This is a genomic window from Psychrobacter sp. S4(2024) (assembly GCF_036861305.1).
GTDB classification, from domain to species: Bacteria; Pseudomonadota; Gammaproteobacteria; order Pseudomonadales; family Moraxellaceae; genus Psychrobacter; species Psychrobacter cryohalolentis.
In genome coordinates, this window is the sequence record NZ_JAZAQR010000003.1 from 569,596 (window position 1) to 588,136 (window position 18,541).

An 18,541-nucleotide genomic window follows, 5' to 3' on the forward strand; every position below is an offset into this window, starting at 1 on the left:
AGTCCTAGAGTGCGCTCAAACCATTTCAACTTGTAATAATAAAAATTCAAATACTTATGCCAAGAGATGCTATGCAAACAGACACGCTTATTATTATCTTCGCTAAGTTCCCCGCTCGTGGTATGGCAAAGACACGTTTGCAGCCTGCGCTTGGTCTTGAGGGTGCATCACTTATAGCAAAACAGCTGTTATTGCATAGCGTTGAGCAGGCACTAGCAACCGGATTGAGCGTCGAGCTGTGCGTGAGTCCAGCGCCAACTGATTTATGTTGGCAGACGCTTGGTTTACCTGAGTCATTGCAGTGGTCAGCGCAAGCAAATGATGACTTAGGCTTACGCATGTTAGCTGCTAGCCAGCAAGGTTTATACAAATTTAAACAGGTGGTATTGATTGGTACGGATTGTCCAAGTTTAACGCCATTACGTATTCAAGATGCAGTGCATCAATTAGAGCAGTCTGATACGGTCATGATTCCTGCCTCAGATGGTGGTTACGTGCTCCTAGGATTTAAGCAAGCTGATGCCAGTTTATTTTCGGATATCGAGTGGAGTACTGCCAGCGTAGCGGCGGTGACTCGACAACGTATTGCAGCATTGGGTTGGACATTGGCGTTATTAGACCCACTGCATGACATTGATGAGCCTACAGATTTAAAACATTTGCCCGTAGGTTGGCTTGAAAAAATAGGCTCTTGATTAGCTGGTTCTTTAAATATGATTCATATTTCTTATCTTTAGGATGACTCTGATATAGGGTGCTGAATAAGGTTGATTAAGCCGTTTTATTATTAACAAGGAAGTTATTATGCATGAGGTCGTTCAAGATTATTATGGCAAGCAGCTACAAAGTACTGAGGATTTAAAAACGTCAGCATGCTGTGATATTAGCAATATGCCAAGTTGGTTAAAGCCTTTGTTAGCGAATATTCATGATGAGGTTCTAAGTCGATATTATGGTTGTGGCTTGGTCTGCCCAGCGCTACTTGAAGGCTGCCGTATCCTAGATTTGGGCTGCGGTTCGGGCCGTGATGTCTATGCATTAGCACAATTGGTTGGACGTACAGGTCATGTGGTCGGTGTCGACATGACAGATGAACAACTAGCCATTGCAAAGCAGCATCAAAATTATCATGTGGATAAATTTGGCTACGACAATGTGACTTTTCTCAAGGGCTACATCGAAAAGCTAGATGAGCTCAATTTAGACCCTGATAGCTTCGATATCATTGTCTCAAATTGTGTTATTAACCTTTCACCTGATAAAGCAGCGGTGATGGCCAGTGTGCAGCGTTTGCTCAAGCCTGGCGGTGAGTTTTATTTCTCTGATGTCTATGCAGACCGCCGTATCCCGCAGCATTTAGTCAATGATCCTGTCCTTTATGGAGAGTGTTTAAGTGGTGCCTTATACTGGAAGGATTTTGAGCGCTTAGCGCGACATGCTGATTTTTTAGACCCGCGTTTGGTTGAAGATCGTCCGCTTGAAATCACCGATCCGCTACTTGCTGCTAAGATTGGCGATATTCAGTTTTTTTCCGCTACTTATCGATTATTCAAGATTGCCACGCTGGAAGATGCTTGTGAAGACCACGGTCAAGCAGTCATTTATCACGGAACCATTGACCAGCTACCGCATCATTTTAATTTAGATAAACATCATACGATTGAGACAGGCCGCGTTTTCCCTGTCTGTGGTAATACTTTTCGTATGCTAAAAGAGTCACGCTTTGCTAAGCATTTTGATTTTATTGGCGATGATAGTCGCCACTATGGTATTTTTGCAGGTTGTGGTGATATCCTACCGTTTGGTCATCAAGCGGACATAGTGTCTGGGCCGTTTGTTAATTCAGGAAGCTGTTGCTAACAGTAAGACCTGTATGATGTTGAAAAAGCTATCTCTCCAAAAAGCTGGCTGCCAAAAATAAAAGTGGTCCTCAAACTATTTGAGGGCCTCTTTTATATGAAAAAACATTATAAATGTCTAAGGTTTTAACCTCTACGGAAGTAATGCTGCAAGTCTTGTCTTAGTCTCTGCGCTCATCGCTTCAACAGGCGTGACTAATGCTTGGGTCAAAGCAGTATGAGCGATTGATTTCGGCTGTTCGGATGCAATTAATGCCACAGCTTGCTTAATGACTTGCTGCGCGTTGTCTGCATTTTTCATTAGATTTTGTATGGCATAATCTGCACTGACGGCTTGCTCATTTGGATGCCAACAATCAAAATCTGTCACTAGCGCTAACGTTGCATAGGCGATACTGGCTTCGCGAGCGAGTTTAGCTTCTGGCATATTGGTCATGCCGATAATATCCGCTTGCATCTGCCGATACCAGTGTGATTCTGCGCGAGTTGAAAACTGAGGTCCTTCGATACAGACATAGGTGGCTTTTGCGTGGCACTGCCCATCGGCAATATTTGCTTTGCCATAAGCTCGCATCAAGATGTCTGCTACTTCAGGGCATAAAGGGTCAGCCATTGACACATGGGCGACCGCACCATCTCCGAAGAACGTGCTTGCTCTCTGCTTGGTCATATCAATCATTTGATCGGGAATGACCATATCTAATGGTCTCAGCTTCTCTTGCAATGAGCCAACCGCTGATACTGAGACGATATAGCGTACGCCTAAAGTCTTTAAGGCATAGATGTTGGCACGATAAGGCACCTCAGAGGGGGTTAACCTGTGTCCTTGACCATGTCGCGTTAAGAATGCAACTGTGACGCCATTAAGTTCACCGAGCACGATGTCATCAGATGGCTCACCATAGGGTGTCTCAATTTTAACGCTGCGCTTATTGGTCAAAGCTTGCATTTGATACAGACCGCTACCGCCGATAATAGCGATATCGGCAGCGTTATTTACCGTAATTTCTACTGCGGTTGAAGTCATATTGGGCTCCAAATGATAATTGGTAGAGTCTGTCAAAGTTAATACTACTAGCGTTTACTGACTCTCTTATACATACCTTGAGCAAGCGCCTTCAAGATCATCGCCTGACTTTGCACAAAGCCGTTGTACTTGGGCAAATCATCCTCTATATCGCTGGTGCGGCGATTATAAAATAGATGCATAGTTGGCTTGGGTAGTGCCGCCATATCAGGATAATTTGTTGTGGGTATTAATATTAGATTGCCGCCCAACGCCATTTCTATACTGGGTTTATTGCAACGGGTACAAAGTCCGCGGCTAATATTTGGTGGGAGTTTCCAACGGCGAAATTTGGTTCTGATAAGGTTTAATGAACTCACATCGGGTTTAAGTAAAATCGTCACATCATTATAAGCTTGGCCGGTGAATTCTTGGCAAATAGTGCAGTGGCAGATAAAGCGTCCAATGGGCTGATTGTTGATTGTATAAGTATTGCTATGACAGGAGCAAGAGCCTTCTTGTGGGGTAAATCCTCTGCTCATTGGTCGGTCCTTAATAGTAGGGGCGTGGATATTTATTGTTTTGAAATATAGCACTATCCTAGCGTATTAGTGTAGTCGCTTTCAGTATCATGATCGAATAGGATCTATGCTAAAGAAGATGCAGAGATAAACTAGTGGTTTAATGAAGTATTTACCATGACTCACAAAAAGCAAAAGCTGTCAAAAAATTATAGAAAATAGCGCAAAGTTCTTTATATTTTTTACTTCAAGTAACTTAGGGTGATGATGAATTATCTCGGGTTATCATAAATAAATTGGACCAAAAGCTTAGCCACTTTTTCACCTTGGTCTTCTTGAAGAAAATGTCCGCCGTTGGCAATAATCGTATGTGCTTGACCTTTGGTGCCGGGAATGAGTTTTTGCATAATGCGATCGCCACCAGCAGTCACTGGGTCAGAATCGCTGAACAGCGTGATAAAGGGCTTTGTCCATTTACTCAGCTCAATCCATGCAGCGCGGTTATTTTCTGAAGCAGGATCATCCGGCGTCGAGGGTACAAGCAGTGGAAACTGTCTAGCGCCCTCCTTATAGGATTCATCAGGAAATGGCGCATTGTAGGCGTCAATCACCGCCTGTGATAGCTTGGTAACGGTACCGCTCTTGATGGTCCCTCCGACATGAAATTGAGGTATTTCCTGCGAGAATTGTTGCCATTTACGAAAACCTTCACCTAGATCGTGGTCGCCGGTGGGGAGCATGGTGTTGCCAGCTGCTACCCGAGCAAATCGGTCTGGATTTTCTGCAACCAAACGCAAACCAATCAGTCCACCCCAATCTTGACAAAACAGAGTGATGTTATTCAGATCTAATTGGTCGAGTACGGATTGCATCCAGTTGACATGACGTTGGTAAGTATAGTCAGTACGAGACGCGGGTTTGTCTGAGCGCCCAAAACCGGGGAGGTCTGGCGCAATAACGCGGTGTCCCGCTGCAGTCAGTATCGGAATCATTTTACGATATAGATAACACCATGAAGGCTCCCCATGCAGCAGTAACACTGGATCAGCGTCTCTTGGTCCTTCGTCTAAATAATGCACGCGCAGCTCACTGTCTTCGCTGTCGTCGACCATTAGATAGTGCGGGTCAAAGTTGTAATCTGGTAGGTTTGCAAAACGCGAATCGGGAGTTCTGAGTATTTTCATGTCTCGTCCTTGAGTTGGGTAAATGAGCGCGTATTCTTACACAGCTGATGGAATCTTAGAGTTAGGGTGGATCGCCACAAAACCCGATGAGAATGGATCGCCGTCACCAATCTTAATCATGTGAGTATCATATTTCGTACTCTTACCCTATGCCAATTATTCCTCTAACTTGATAGTCGTTCTTTGGCTGTTAGGTATTCTTATCGGGTTTAGCAAAGTTTTGAGGATATAGCGCGCGTGCTGCCACATCATCAAACTCGGTCTTAAACTCGATGCCTTTAGGAATATTTCGGGCTTTTTGGACTGCAGGACGAGCACTTATATTTGCAAACCAGCGCTTTAGATTAGGATAGTTGTCTAAACCTTCCTCACCTAAGACTACGGTTGCTTTATCAATCCACCCCCAAGCTGAAATATCAGCAATGGAATACTCATCGCCAACCAGATACTCGCGACCTTCCATGTGGGTCTCTAACACTTCGTAATGACGTTCGGCTTCACGAAGATAGCGATTGATAGCATAAGGCGTTTTCTCTGGTGCCTTATGTCTAAAATGCACGGATTGACCAGAAAACGGTCCTAAACCTGTCGCTATAAACATCAACCATGACAGCATCTCGCTACGATCTTCTGGTTTACCGGCTAATTTCCCTGTTTTTTCGGAGAGATACATCAAGATAGCAGTAGAATCAAACACGCGTTTGCCATCATCTTCGATTGCCGGAGTTTTACCATTGGGATTAATAGCGCGATACTCAGAGGTATGTTGTTCGCCTTTTAAGGTATCTATAGCGATCAACTCATATGGCAAGCCAGTCTCTTCGAGATAGACAGCTACTTTCATCGGGTTTGGGGTTTGATGAAAATAAAATTTGAGCATAACCTGATCCTATCCTGTGGAGGTCTTAGTTTGACAATCATAAAAGCAATGAAAAATACAAATAATCCTTAAAGACTCATGCAGTCATTAAGGATTATTTTTTACCGTGAGCCTAACGATGCGTACCGCGAATAGGGTAGTCATTTTTTCGAATAAAGGCTAAACCATTCGCAAGGGCTTCAAGTTCAGGTCTAGCAAAAGGTGCGTTGGAGATATCAACGATTTGAATTTCTCCATCAGCATTAATCACAAATACACCAGGCTCTGCAAAGGGATGATCGGTCTCTTTCTCTGAACGTGGCTCTGAGATATAAAGTCCTAGCGTATTCATCTGCTCAACAGTCAGACCATAGGCAATAGGGAAGTCGATATCTAATTTTTCTAAATGACTCTCTAATTGCTCTTTACTATCACCTGATACTGCAATGATATCGACACCCGCATCAGCAAATGACGATTTTACGGTTTCTAATTGGTTGAGGTATTTAGTACATATCGGACAATGTTGACCTCGATACACCACGACCAATTTCCAGTCATGACCGTTATCAGGCGTACCTAGTGACTTTATATCACCATTTAGCATTTGTACGTCTATATCGGGGAATTTGACACCGGCTTGAATTTTTTGTGCGTAATTTGATGGCATGATTTATCCTTTAGAAGTGTTTTATAAGTAGGAGTAATTTATATAGCAATGATCATCTTAACTGGACTAAAATAAATGTTCAAGATATATTTGAGCAATCACTCAAGTTAATTAATCATTCCAATCTACAGATGCCAATATCCAGTTTATTAAGTGTGTAGTAAAAGAGTATGGGCGCATAAGACAGGCATTATTTAAAATATAGTCAGTCTAGAATAAAAGAGATACAACCCATATTCTAAAACAGTTTAGGTAGATTATTCTCCATCCAGCCTTGGCGTAGAAATTTTGCCTGTGCCCACTTTTTCTCGATAGGATTTAGATCGGGACAGTAAGGTGGCAACCAAAGAATACGATGGCCATGCCTATTCAGTAGTTTTTGAATGCATTTGTTCTTATGAAATCTAGCATTATCCATAACAATCACGCATTTAGTCTTAAGGCTTGGGATCAACGTGTGTTTGCACCAGTGATAAAATATGCTGCTGTTAATATTTTGCTCAAAGTAATCAAGCGCAAACAGCATTTTTTCATAGAGCGCACCAATAACGTTAGTACGCTTTCTTGCTTGCCAGTTATATCGATCAATGCAAGGTTTACCTATCGGTGCATAGCCGTAAGGGCGAATCGTTTCCGCCTCAAAGCCACTTTCGTCCATATACACAATGGGATAGCCTTGCTGCTTAAAGCTATCAAGCTTACTCTGATATATCGATCTTTTTATTGGACATACTTTTGGATGTTCCAAGGTCTTTTTTTTGACTGATACCAAGGCGCTTTAAGGCAATCTCAATACCCGATTTGCTGCAGCCTAGACGCTGTGCTCGCTCGTACATATAATCGTCTGGATATTGTTCAACATCTTTTAATAGTGCTTCATTCGGTATTTTACTGGGTGGCTTATCCCGAGTTTGCTTGATACCTGGGTTTTTTAGCCAACGCTGTAATGCGGTTTTGCTAATGTTATAGAAAGTACAAGCTTGACGAATACTCATGCCTTGCTCTTTGACACTTTTGATCACTTGCGCTCGGAAGTCTGCTGAATAGGTCATGTATTCTTCTGCCACTTCATTTATTTTAAAAGTACTGTATCTTATTTATAAAAGACTGGCTATAGAAGGTAATGTGGTAGATTCACCAGTTCCCTTTTTTAGGACTTCACCCATTACCGCCTTTTCGGATCGCAGACTGTGGTTTTTTAAAGTTGTTAATATAATCTTGCATCAATTCATATATCACAATTGATTTGATATATCCGTTTTGTTCGACTACTTGCTTAAATTCGTTTGCTAAATCGTAATCACAACGAATATGAATGGATGGCTGTTTAGTTATACTCATTGGTGTTCAGCTCCTTTGAATAAAATCCCTTTGAATAGAATTAAAATTTCTATCCTAAAAATTACCTTAAAGCTATTGCCTACACCTCTTTACTGTACCACTTGCAGCCCAGTTTACAACACATAGTCAGAATGATGGCTACTATTGAATATAAAGCTAATAACAGCATAAAAGTGTTTTGTTATTGTCTTAGGGTATGTCATCAATTAATATCATTGCTTTAAAAAATATATTTAACCTATATTTGGGCAGCTGAATGAAAATAGCGCAAAACTATATAGCCTAAGCGAAGAAATATAAAAAGTAATAAATAGGAGTAAGTATGAAAAACGTGATGTTTATAGGCTATGGATCTATGGCAAGAAAAGTACATGAGATGTTGCCTAAAAACATTATCCTCTCAACAGTATTGGTCAGCAACAGAAGCGCAGAGATTATAAAAACTGAACTAGGCGAGTCTATAAATGTGATTACTTCGGTAGACGATTTGATAGAAACTCCTGATTTAGCGGTTGAGATGTCGGGTCAGAATGGGCTCAAAGAACATGCTATTAAAATATTGAAAAAGAGTATCCCACTTGGGATTGTATCTGTCGGCGCTTTTACTGATGAGAAGTTAGCTATATCGCTTGCTGATACTGCAGAAGCGAATGGTGTGAAAATTCATATCTTAGCGGGTGCAGTGGCTGGAATTGATGGCATACACGCTGCAAGTTTCGCAGGACTCAGTGATGTGATTTATCAAGGTAGGAAGCACCCATCGAGCTGGAAAGGAAGCCATGCAGATCGGCTTATTGACTACGATAATTTAGTGGAACCTACTGTGTTTTTTACGGGTACCGCTAGAGAAGCGGCTGCTTTATTCCCCGATAATTCAAACGTTGCCGCTACGATTGCGATTGCAGGCGTTGGCCTTGATGATACAACCGTAGAGTTAATCGCTGATCCAACGCTTGAGTACAATATTCATCATATAATGGCGAAAGGGGTATTCGGTAAGCTTGAGATTAGCATGGCCGGACTGCCATTGGTCGAAAACCCTAAAACCTCAAGTCTAGCAGCATTTAGTGCCTTGCGTTTATGCTGCCAGATCGATCAGGTTATACAAATATAAAGTATAATTAAAATAGAGTCGAAATCAAATTTAGGTCGCTATAGGTGTGTCTAAAGTGACTGGTTTTTCTTGAATTTTTTTACTATCTACGGCTGCATTAAGGTTTACGAAGAAAATAGCAACGGCTGCAATTATTCCTGGTATGGCGATAAATAAGAAGTTCGTTTGGTGGCTTAGCTCAAGTGTAAGTAGCGCCCCAGTTAAGATAGGACCTACGATAGCACCAATGCGACCGATACCCGATGCCCAGCCCATAGCTGTCGTACGTACAGCAGTCGGATAATACTGAGCAACAAAGGTATAGAGCAGAATCTGTGAGCCGATAGTAGTAGCACCTGCAATCGCGATTAGGGTATATAGCACCACTTGAGGGCTATTGTAGCCAAGTAATATCAACGCGGCTGCACCAGCGACAAACATAACGGTTAAGACAGGCTTTAGATGGAATCTATCGGCTAGCACACCGCCACCAATAGCACCGACCATACCGCCAATATTGAGCGCAAATAAGAACAGCATACTAGCGCCTAGAGAGTAACCTGCTTGAATCATAAGCTTTGGTAACCAGCTGGCGAGAGCATATACCATCAACAAGCACATAAAGAAAGCTACCCAAAACATGATGGTGGTAAAACCTCTATTTTTTAGGAATAACGCTTTGATAGGAGCGTCATCGCCTTTGGTTGGCTCATCTAAGATTAAGTCAGTAGAGGCTGTGATAGTCTCTTGTGGTGCAAGTTTGCGGACGATTTTTTTGGCTTCATCATGTCTTTTTTCTTTGACCAAATACATCAAAGATTCAGGCAGCATTTTCCAAATGATTGGTAAGAGTAAGGTAGGGATGCCTGCAATATAAAACATAATCTCCCAACCGTAATCTACCACCAAAAACGATCCCAATAATGCTGATGCCATACCGCCGATCGCGTAACCACTAAACATAATAGCGACTAGAGTACTACGAATACGCTTTGGGGCGTATTCAGAGGTCAGCGCCACACAAATCGGCATCACGCCGCCGATACCAAGACCAGCAATGAATCGTAAAGCTGCAAACTGCATCGGACCATTAGCAAAAGCACCGAAAAAGGTAAAGCTACTGAATAGACCGACGCAGATCATGATGGTCTTTTTTCGACCGATTTTATCAGACAAAGTACCAAAAATCATGGCACCAAACATCATGCCAAAGAGTGCTGCGCTAGCAAGAAAACCTGCTTGTACCGCGGTCAATGACCATTCTTCCATAAGTAACGGTAGGGCCACTCCATAAATGATGAGATCATAACCATCAAAGATAATGATCAATAGACACCAAAATAGCACCTTCCAATGAAAGGGAGCAAATTTGGCTTCATCAATAACTTTATTGATGTTTAAGGTTGGTGATTCCATTCGTATTTCTCCATGGGTAATATCCTTATAATTATCTAACAAGTTATTGTTTTCTGTTGGGCAAGTCAAAAACCATCTAAGTATAAATATATACCTATAAGGTATGGTTTTTGATCTTATGGCAGATTAGAAAATACAAGTACGAGTAGATAGCTTCAATAAAAAAGTGTATTTTTACTAAAATAATGTCTAAACAACTAATAAACCTTTAGATATCTGTTTTTCTGAATTTTATGCGCTTGTTGCTAAGAGAGAATACTTCTTAAGAGGTAGATGAAAAAACAGCTCATATATCTTTTAAATATATGAGCTGTTTTGATTTTTATTAAATTATATCGGTTGTAAGAGATAAAATAACGACTTTAATTATTAAGTTAAGCAAGTGCTCATACCAATAGATATCACTCTTTTAGAAAGTTATTTTTTCATAGCCAAATAATCTATTGCTAATTGGCTAAGCGCTTTAGTACCAACTTTGAATGATGATTCATCTACATAAAAGTATGGGGAATGATTATACGGCGCTTTGCTAACGTCTTGTCCTACTGGAGTGCCGCCTAAAAAGAAAAATAAACTAGGTATTTCTTGGGCATAAAATGAGAAATCTTCAGATGCCGTTAGTTTAGGCACCTCAAGTACATTGTCTTTACCTGCTACGTTTTTGAGCGTCGGTAACATTTGCGCGGTAAGGGCTGGGTCATTAATCGTAACTGGATAACCTTTATTGATTTTGACGTCAGCTTTAGCGCCTGATGCCATTGCTATATGAGTGGCCGTGGTTTTCATCTTATCAAAAATTTGGTCGCGATTATCCATATCAAAGTTACGAATAGTACCAATCATATTGACACTATCTGGAATAATATTATCGCGTACACCGCCACCTATTTTACCGAATGAGACAATAGCCGGCTCTTTAGTAATATCAATCTGACGGCTCACTATATGATTGACACCGGTAACGATTTGCGCCGCAGTTGAAATAGGATCGACCCCATTCCAGGGCGCTGAGCCATGAGTTTGCTTACCATTTACTGTTATGTCAAAGGTATCAGCGCTTGCCATAATAGGGCCGCTTCGGTAACCAATTTGACCACTATTTAAGCTCGACATAATATGTAGTCCAAAAGCGACCTCGGGTTTATGTTTTTTGAATATGCCTTGCTTCAGCATGAGCTCAGCGCCGCCTTCTTCACCTTCAGGGGCACCTTCTTCGGCAGGCTGAAATACAAACATGATATTGCCGTGCAATTCATTTTTAACCGCAGCTAGTACTTCAGCCGTTCCCATTAGCATAGCAACATGAGTATCGTGTCCGCAGGCATGCATGACCCCAACGTCTTCACCCATATACTTAGTCACAATGGTTGATTTAAAAGGCACATCTGCTTTTTCGGTAACGGGTAATGCGTCCATGTCTGCACGTAGCATCACTGTAGGGCCAGGTTTAGCTCCCTTCAAAAAACCAACAACACCTGTATGCGCTATATCAGTTTCGACCTGCATACCTAGTGATTTTAGATGCTTGGCAACAAGAGCGGCAGTACGAGTTTCTCTATTGCTCAATTCGGGATGTTTGTGAATATCCCGACGCCATTCAATCACCTTTTTTTCAACACTTTTAACTTCTTTATCGATATTGATGTTGGCATAAGCACTAAATGTGCTAAAAGCAAAAATACCGATAACCAATGATAATAATGATCGTTTCATACTGTCTTCCTTGTTATTGCTTTGATATGCTCATGTGATAATTTTAGTGACCAATAGAGCTATTGAACATTTAAATATTGTCGCACGAGTTTATTGAATGCTTCAGGCTGTTCAATATTCGAGATATGCGAGGCATCGATAGTAGCCAGCTTAGCGTTAGGTATATGATCGACCATATATTGACCATCGGCAACCGTCGTCACTGAGTCTTCAGATCCTGCAAGCACTGTGACTGGGACACGGATAGTTTTTAACTGCTCGCGAGTATCAGCGACAGATAATGCCTCACAGCAGCTGGCATAACCCTCACTACTGCCAGCTGCGAGAGCTTCAGATAATGCTTTAACTACATCAGGATGGTTATCGATAAAACTTGCTGTGAACCAACGCGAGGCAGCTGTAGTGGCGATAGGGTCTAAACCTTGCTCACGTACCAATTGTGCACGATCTGCCCATACCGCCTCATTACCAATCTTCGCGGCGGTATTGCATAGCATTAAGTGATGGAAGCGCTCAGGATGATTAATAGCCAACCATTGACCAGTCATACCGCCCATAGAGATGCCACAAAAAAATGCTTTATCAATATTCAGATAATCAAGCAAATTAATGACGTCTTGCCCAAGCTGATCCAAATTATAACGACCAGTTGGTGCAGAAGATTTACCATGGCCACGGGTGTCGTAGCAGATAATAAAATAAGCATTCTGCAAGGCATCGATTTGCGGCTGCCACATATGATAGCTGGTACCTAAAGAGTTAGAAAATATCAGAGCAGGATTGCTGCTATCACCAAAAGTGGCATAGTTTAGGGCAATTTCTTGGTTGTCAAATATGGGCATACTAAGCATCCTTTTTTAGGACTAAAATGTTGAAGGCATATGTAGGGATGAGTATTACGCTTGGTCATTAACCCGCTCAATAATCATCGCAATACCTTGTCCAACACCAATACACATCGAGCATATGGCATAACGCTTATCAGTTTTCTCAAGTTGATTGAGTGCTGTTAAAACCAAACGTGCTCCTGAGGCGCCAAGTGGGTGACCAAGAGCAATCGCACCGCCATTCGGATTGACGCGCGCGCTATCGTCAGCTAATCCTAAGTCACGTGTACAGGCGAGAGCTTGAGCGGCAAAGGCCTCGTTTAATTCAATGACATCCATCTCATCAAGTGACAGTCCAGTTTGCGCCACTAGCTTTTTCATCGCCGGTGCTGGGGCAAAGCCCATAATACGTGGTTCAACGCCTACCGTAGTTGAGGCCACAATACGCGCACGCGGCTTTAGATTAAACTCTTTAACGGCTTGCTCTGACGCGACTAAAAAAGCCGCTGCGCCATCATTGATACCTGACGCGTTGCCAGCCGTCACGGTACCATCTGCGGTGACGATAGGGCGCAGCTTGGTCAACTTCTCAAGCGTGGTATCAGCACGAGGATGCTCATCACTATCGACTATAACAGGATCACCTTTACGCTGCGGGATGCTGACAGGAGTAATCTCATCTTTGAAAAACCCTGCCTCTTGCGCCGCTGCGGTACGTTGTTGACTACGTAATGCAAATGCATCTTGGTCAGCGCGATTGACATTGAACTGCTCTGCGACGTTTTCAGCAGTTTGCGGCATGGTCTCCGTACCATATAGCTCATCAAGCTTTGGATTGATAAAACGCCAGCCCATCGTGGTATCTTCGAGCTTTTGACTGCGACCAAACGCCTGATCTGACTTGCCCATTACCAAGGGCGCACGGCTCATACTCTCAACGCCACCTGCAATAATTAGATGCGCTTCACCCGCTTTAATCGCACGTGCCGCTATCGCTAACGCATCCATTGACGAGCCGCATAAGCGATTCACCGTAGTGGCAGGCACTTGATAAGGCACACCTGCGAGTAGCGACGACATACGGCCGACGTTGCGGTTGTCTTCACCGCTCTGATTAGCACAGCCGTAGATGACGTCATCTACTTGTACCCAATCGACATTGGCATTACGTTCGATTAGCGCCTTGATAGGTATAGCACCTAAGTCATCGGCACGTACTGGTGCTAGACCGCCGCCGTAGCGTCCAAAAGGGGTGCGAATGGCATCGATAATATAAGCATTATTTAAACCAGTGATTGAATCAGTCATCATCCTTGTCCTTTTTATTATTTTGAATTTGTAGCATCAATTAGCGTCGCACCCGTCAATGCTTGTAAGTCCGCAAAGCTTAAGCCATCGACTATTTCAGTGACGGCTAAACCTTTATCAGTGACATCAATGACACATAAGTCAGTATAAATGCGATCAACACAGTTTTTGCCAGTCACGGGGTAGGTAAGCTTGCTAACGATTTTAGGGTCGCCCGTCTTGGTGGTGTGATTGGTCATCACAAAGACTTTTTTGGCACCGACGGCTAAGTCCATAGCGCCGCCAACCGCAGGTATTGCATCTGGCGCACCCGTGCTCCAGTTGGCTAAGTCGCCATTGGCAGCCACTTGAAACGCACCCAATACGCAAATATCGATATGACCACCACGCATCATGGCAAAGGAGTCGCCATGATGAAAGAAGCTACCGCCATCGAGCATGGTGACGTACTCTTTTCCGGCATTAATCAGCTCGGGATCCTCTTCGCCTTTAGCAGGTGGTGGTCCAAAAGCTAGTAAGCCGTTTTCTGAATGCAAAAATACATCTTTATCATCCGGTAGGTACTGCGCAATTTTAGTTGGTAGTCCGATGCCTAAATTGACATAGGCACCATCTGGAATATCTTGTGCAGCACGCTCGGCGATTTGATCGCGGGTCAAAACGGTGTAGGAAGTATGGTTCATGATGACGCTCCTTATAATTGGCAGTATTAAGCGGTGGCTGTAGTAGCTGTGCTAGAAAGTTCAGCGCTAGCAGATTCAGTGCTAGCAGGCTGGATTTGCACCACATGCTGCACAAAAATACCCGGTGTAATAATGTGTTCAGGATCAAGCGCGCCAAGCTCCACCGTTTCGGAGACTTGGGCGATAGTCACGTCAGCTGCCATTGCCATGATAGGACCAAAGTTACGAGCTGACTTGCGGTACACTAAATTGCCCCAGCGGTCGCCTTTATCCGCTTTGATTAAAGCAAAATCAGCCTTGATCGGATATTCAAGAACATAGTCTTTACCATCGATTTCTCGAGTCTCTTTGCCTTCTGCGAGTAAAGTACCAAAGCCTGTGGGTGTATATACCGCACCGAGCCCCATACCAGCTGCTTGAATGCGGCAAGCCAGATTACCCTGTGGTACTAGCTCCAGCTCAATCTTGCCAGCATGATAAAGCTCATCAAATACCCAAGAATCCGATTGACGCGGGAAAGAGCAAATTATCTTACGCACAGCACCTGTTTTTAAGAGCTTGGCAAGACCATAATCGCCATTTCCTGCATTGTTATTAATGATGACCAAATCCTTTATGCCCAAGTTAATCAGGCCATCAATCAGTTCAGCAGGCTGACCCGCTGTGCCAAAGCCGCCAATCATAATGGTAGCGCCATCTTTGATTTGACTAAGTACGTCAGTGATATTTTTATCTGCTTTGTTAATCATATTAATATCCTATAAAAATCCATATGAGGTAGTGTTTTTAAAATTAATAAGCGGTATATAGATTGAGTCATTACTCTGACACTACTTAAATTTTTTGTAAGAGAGTTACTCTTAATTGGCTTCATTATTAGAGGTCGTCAATGAGATAGATGATGTTGGTAGTAGAGGTTTTTTGATCAGAATATAGTGAGCAATCATGCCGATAAGAATGCCCCAAAACACAGAGCTTAATCCCAAAAAGCTCATACCCGATGCTGTCGCTAAAAAGGTAATTAACGCCGCATCTCTTTGCTCATCATTTTTCATAGCAATGGTGATATTGGCAGAAATGGCACCGATTAATGCAAGGCCGGCCAGTGCCGCGACAAGCTCTTTTGGAAGCAAGCTAAATACCATCACGATACTGCCAGCAAATAAACCGCCAAATAAATAGAAAATGCCATTGGCGACGCCTGCGATATAGCGCTTTTCCTTAAGTTCATGCGCATCTTTGCCAGTACATAGGGCGGCAGTGATCGCTGCAAGCACAATAGTGATGCCGCCAACACAGGCGACGGCTAATGAAGCAAGGCTTGCGACACTCACAATAGGCTTGGCTGGCGTGTCATATCCACTTAGATTTAATATAGCCATACCGGGTAAGAATTGACCTGTTAAGCTCACAAGGATGAGTGGTATAGCAAGGTTAAACGTTGAGTTCCACGACCATTCAGGTGCAATAAAAGTGGGTATGGTAATGGCTAAATCGAAATGGACAGGGTTCATTTTGCCAAGTAAGACGCTTAAGATAACACCGCACAGTAGTACCCAGATCATCGTATAGCGCGGCGAAAAGCGTTTGGCTAATAAATAGCAACCGAGCATACTAAAGACGATAAATGGCATGGTATCAGTTGCGACAAATAATTCTAAGCCGAACTGAAATAGGATGCCTGCCATCATACCAGCGGCGATACCATTAGGAATCCATTTTAATATTTTGTCGAAGTAACCTGTCGCTCCAACAATAAATATGACAATCGCCGAGATGATATAACCAGCAACGGCTTCATTAATACTCATCTGTGGAAATAGGGTAACCAGTAGAGCGGTACCAGGCGCGGACCATGCTGTAATAACCGGTGTTTTATATTTAATGGATAAATATATACCAGGAATGGCAGCACCGATGGAGATACCCCAAATCCAAGACGCCATCATGGCATCTGATACTTGTGCGGCTTGTGCGGCCTGAAAAAAAATAATTAAAGGCCCCGCATAAGAAATAAGAACCGCTAAGAACCCTGCAACCGATGCGGAGAGCGACCAGTCGCTTTTTAAGGTTTGGATTACAGAGGCCATATTGCTTCCTTGCAAATTAGCATTCGTTACGGGGTTGCAAATTAAGATGCATGCTACTGATTGGCAGATTTATTATTAGCCTTCGTCGCCACCGCCCACAGGAATGGTACTTCCAGTAATATAAGAAGACTCATCGGATGCTAAAAACAAGATGGCATTGACTTGCTCATCAATCGTGCCGTAGCGTTTCATAAAGGTGCGATCAATGGTCTGATCAACCACCGCATTCATCCATGATTTTTCATCATCAGTTAACGGTTTGGCGTTACGTGGAATCTTTCTGGGCGGCGCTTCAGTACCGCCAGTTGCTACTGCATTCACACGGATGCCATCGTTTGCATACTCAAAAGCGAGCGATGCGGTCATGGCGTTCACGCCGCCTTTCGCTGTCGAATAGGGTATGCGGTTGATACCGCGAGTAGCGATAGAGGACACATTAACAATAGTGCCTGATTGCTGTTTGACCATGGTTGGTAAAACAGCATGACAACACCATAATGTTGGAAATAATGAGCGGCTGATTTCCTTTTGGATTTCTGCTTCAGAGAAGCTGGTAAAAGGTTTCATCCATATTGCGCCGCCGACATTGTTGATCAATATGTCGATGCGCCCATAGCTATCAAGTGCCTTATCAATAGCCTCTTTAGCACCTTGATGGGTTTCAAGGTCAGCTTGAATGGTAATTGCCTCTCCACCATTAGCGATGATTTCCGCCAGCACCTCTTCTACTAATGGAGAAAAGTCTGCCATGACGATTTTTCCGCCTTCACTTGCCAAACGTAAAGCGACTCCGCGTCCGATGCCTTGGGCGGCACCAGTAACGATACATACTTTATTATCAAATCTTTTACTCATGACGGTCTCCTAAAAATCTTGCTCATGCTTTGCTAGTAGAGTAATACGGCTAGGCTACGTTATTGTTCACTGGGCGTGAATTTTTCATAGTAAAAATTACTCGGTTTTAGATTACTGCTGTCTAACCAATTACTCACCGCATCCACCATCCCTAACGGACCACACAAGTAGACATCGACGCCACCATCGTTCAGCCACTCATTATCAACATGACTGGTAACATAGCCTTTACGCTCATGACTACTGTCTTCAGCGGCGACACAGGTGCGGTAGTCAAACCAAGGGTGGTTTTGTTTGACTTCTTCTAGTTTCTCAACTTCTATCAGATCAAAGTCGTTGGTGACGCCGTAGACCATCCTGACAGGATGATGAGCACCAGACACTTCTAAGCTTTTTAGCATCGATAAAAAAGGTGCGATACCAGTACCACCTGCTAGAAATAGGGTCGGGCGGATTAGAGGGCGCAGGTAAAAGCTACCAAATGGACCCTCAAAATTAATCTCTTGACCTATAGTCGCAGTATCAGATAAAAAGGTGCTCATTTTGCCGTTAGGAATATTGCGGACGACAAATTCGGCCTGATTGGCACTAGGTATAGAGCTAAATGAATAGGAGCGTGTCTCGTTAGAATCAGGAATACTGACATTAACATACTGGCCTGGCAAAAATACTAGCGCATCTGGATTGTCGACTTCGACGCCAAAGTGAATGGTAGATTCTGACAGTACATTCAACTGTTGTAGTTTGCCTTTGAATACAGACTTGCCGACTTTGCAGGCTTCAGAGGAGGTTGGTACTTTGATCACGCAGTCGCTTTCTGGAATCATCTGACAGGTGAGTACATACCCTTCAGCAGCTTCAGCTTCAGTAAGGGCATCTTCGATATACATATCAGGGTGCATGTCGTAGCTGCCAGATTCACAATGGCAACGGCAAGTACCGCAAGCACCATCAAGGCAATCCACAGGGATATTAAATTTTTGACGATAAGCGGCTTCAGCGACCGTTTCGTCGGCTTCACATTTGATGAAGCCTGTGACGCCGTCTTCGAACTGTAGAGCAATATTATATTCCATGAGAAATATCCCTTTTCAACACGTATTAATTAAAAGCTAG

19 protein-coding genes are annotated in these 18,541 nt (G+C 43.1%); 3 read left to right on the plus strand and 16 right to left on the minus strand.

Annotated elements, in window-relative coordinates; all coding sequences use genetic code 11:
• The first annotated feature begins 71 nt into the window (after positions 1–71).
• On the plus strand, positions 72–695 hold the full coding sequence (locus VLA57_RS10245; RefSeq protein WP_020443455.1) for a TIGR04282 family arsenosugar biosynthesis glycosyltransferase: 624 nt from the start codon (positions 72–74) through the stop codon (positions 693–695).
• A gap of 109 nt (positions 696–804) precedes the next feature.
• Positions 805–1,860 carry a methyltransferase domain-containing protein gene (locus VLA57_RS10250; protein WP_020443456.1) on the plus strand — a complete coding sequence of 352 codons (1,056 nt, stop codon included), beginning with the start codon at positions 805–807 and terminating at the stop codon, positions 1,858–1,860.
• 132 nt (positions 1,861–1,992) lie between these two features.
• On the opposite strand, the gene mtnP is transcribed toward VLA57_RS10250, so the two are convergent.
• From mtnP to VLA57_RS10290, 7 genes are all read right to left on the minus strand, one after another.
• The gene (mtnP, locus tag VLA57_RS10255) at positions 1,993–2,886 is read right to left on the minus strand and encodes an S-methyl-5'-thioadenosine phosphorylase (protein ID WP_133104300.1); all 894 of its coding nucleotides are present in this window, start codon (positions 2,884–2,886) and stop codon (positions 1,993–1,995) included.
• A 47-nt stretch (positions 2,887–2,933) separates the two neighbouring features.
• Positions 2,934–3,407, minus strand: a complete 474-nt coding sequence (locus VLA57_RS10260) for a GFA family protein (RefSeq protein WP_133104301.1) — start codon at positions 3,405–3,407, stop codon at positions 2,934–2,936.
• A gap of 251 nt (positions 3,408–3,658) precedes the next feature.
• Positions 3,659–4,570, minus strand: coding sequence for a haloalkane dehalogenase (locus tag VLA57_RS10265; RefSeq protein ID WP_020443459.1), 912 nt, complete (start codon positions 4,568–4,570; stop codon positions 3,659–3,661).
• A 190-nt stretch (positions 4,571–4,760) separates the two neighbouring features.
• Complete coding sequence (locus tag VLA57_RS10275) at positions 4,761–5,450, minus strand: glutathione S-transferase family protein (RefSeq protein ID WP_133104302.1); 690 nt, start codon at positions 5,448–5,450, stop codon at positions 4,761–4,763.
• Between the two features lie 112 nt (positions 5,451–5,562).
• Entirely contained in the window at positions 5,563–6,099 is a 537-nt protein-coding gene (locus VLA57_RS10280; protein ID WP_133104303.1) for a peroxiredoxin-like family protein, read from the minus strand.
• A 238-nt stretch (positions 6,100–6,337) separates the two neighbouring features.
• The gene (locus VLA57_RS10285) at positions 6,338–6,871 is read right to left on the minus strand and encodes an IS630 family transposase (protein WP_333954875.1); all 534 of its coding nucleotides are present in this window, start codon (positions 6,869–6,871) and stop codon (positions 6,338–6,340) included.
• Positions 6,798–7,151 carry an IS630 transposase-related protein gene (locus VLA57_RS10290; protein ID WP_133104305.1) on the minus strand — a complete coding sequence of 118 codons (354 nt, stop codon included), beginning with the start codon at positions 7,149–7,151 and terminating at the stop codon, positions 6,798–6,800. The genes VLA57_RS10285 and VLA57_RS10290 overlap by 74 nt, the downstream gene beginning before the upstream one ends.
• Positions 7,152–7,762: 611 nt before the next feature.
• Here VLA57_RS10290 and VLA57_RS10295 point away from each other — a divergent pair.
• Positions 7,763–8,554, plus strand: coding sequence for an aspartate dehydrogenase (locus tag VLA57_RS10295; RefSeq protein WP_133104306.1), 792 nt, complete (start codon positions 7,763–7,765; stop codon positions 8,552–8,554).
• Between the two features lie 30 nt (positions 8,555–8,584).
• On the opposite strand, the gene VLA57_RS10300 is transcribed toward VLA57_RS10295, so the two are convergent.
• The 9 genes from VLA57_RS10300 to benC form a co-directional block, all read right to left on the minus strand.
• Positions 8,585–9,949: an aromatic acid/H+ symport family MFS transporter gene (locus tag VLA57_RS10300; RefSeq protein ID WP_020443463.1), complete on the minus strand. Its 1,365-nt coding sequence runs from the start codon at positions 9,947–9,949 to the stop codon at positions 8,585–8,587.
• Positions 9,950–10,366: 417 nt separating this feature from the next.
• Positions 10,367–11,662 (minus strand): M20 family metallopeptidase, encoded by a 1,296-nt coding sequence (locus VLA57_RS10305; RefSeq protein WP_133104307.1) that lies wholly within the window; start codon positions 11,660–11,662, stop codon positions 10,367–10,369.
• Positions 11,663–11,721: 59 nt separating this feature from the next.
• Positions 11,722–12,504 (minus strand): 3-oxoadipate enol-lactonase, encoded by a 783-nt coding sequence (gene pcaD / locus VLA57_RS10310; RefSeq protein ID WP_133104308.1) that lies wholly within the window; start codon positions 12,502–12,504, stop codon positions 11,722–11,724.
• Between the two features lie 54 nt (positions 12,505–12,558).
• Positions 12,559–13,797: a 3-oxoadipyl-CoA thiolase gene (gene pcaF / locus VLA57_RS10315; protein ID WP_133104309.1), complete on the minus strand. Its 1,239-nt coding sequence runs from the start codon at positions 13,795–13,797 to the stop codon at positions 12,559–12,561.
• Between the two features lie 17 nt (positions 13,798–13,814).
• Positions 13,815–14,480, minus strand: coding sequence for a 3-oxoacid CoA-transferase subunit B (locus tag VLA57_RS10320; RefSeq protein WP_133104310.1), 666 nt, complete (start codon positions 14,478–14,480; stop codon positions 13,815–13,817).
• 26 nt (positions 14,481–14,506) lie between these two features.
• On the minus strand, positions 14,507–15,229 hold the full coding sequence (locus VLA57_RS10325) for a 3-oxoacid CoA-transferase subunit A (RefSeq protein ID WP_133104311.1): 723 nt from the start codon (positions 15,227–15,229) through the stop codon (positions 14,507–14,509).
• A gap of 111 nt (positions 15,230–15,340) precedes the next feature.
• Positions 15,341–16,570, minus strand: a complete 1,230-nt coding sequence (benE, locus tag VLA57_RS10330; protein WP_133104312.1) for a benzoate/H(+) symporter BenE — start codon at positions 16,568–16,570, stop codon at positions 15,341–15,343.
• Between the two features lie 75 nt (positions 16,571–16,645).
• The gene (locus VLA57_RS10335; RefSeq protein ID WP_133104313.1) at positions 16,646–17,425 is read right to left on the minus strand and encodes a 1,6-dihydroxycyclohexa-2,4-diene-1-carboxylate dehydrogenase; all 780 of its coding nucleotides are present in this window, start codon (positions 17,423–17,425) and stop codon (positions 16,646–16,648) included.
• A gap of 59 nt (positions 17,426–17,484) precedes the next feature.
• Positions 17,485–18,501: a benzoate 1,2-dioxygenase electron transfer component BenC gene (benC, locus tag VLA57_RS10340; protein WP_333954876.1), complete on the minus strand. Its 1,017-nt coding sequence runs from the start codon at positions 18,499–18,501 to the stop codon at positions 17,485–17,487.
• Positions 18,502–18,541: the final 40 nt, after the last annotated feature.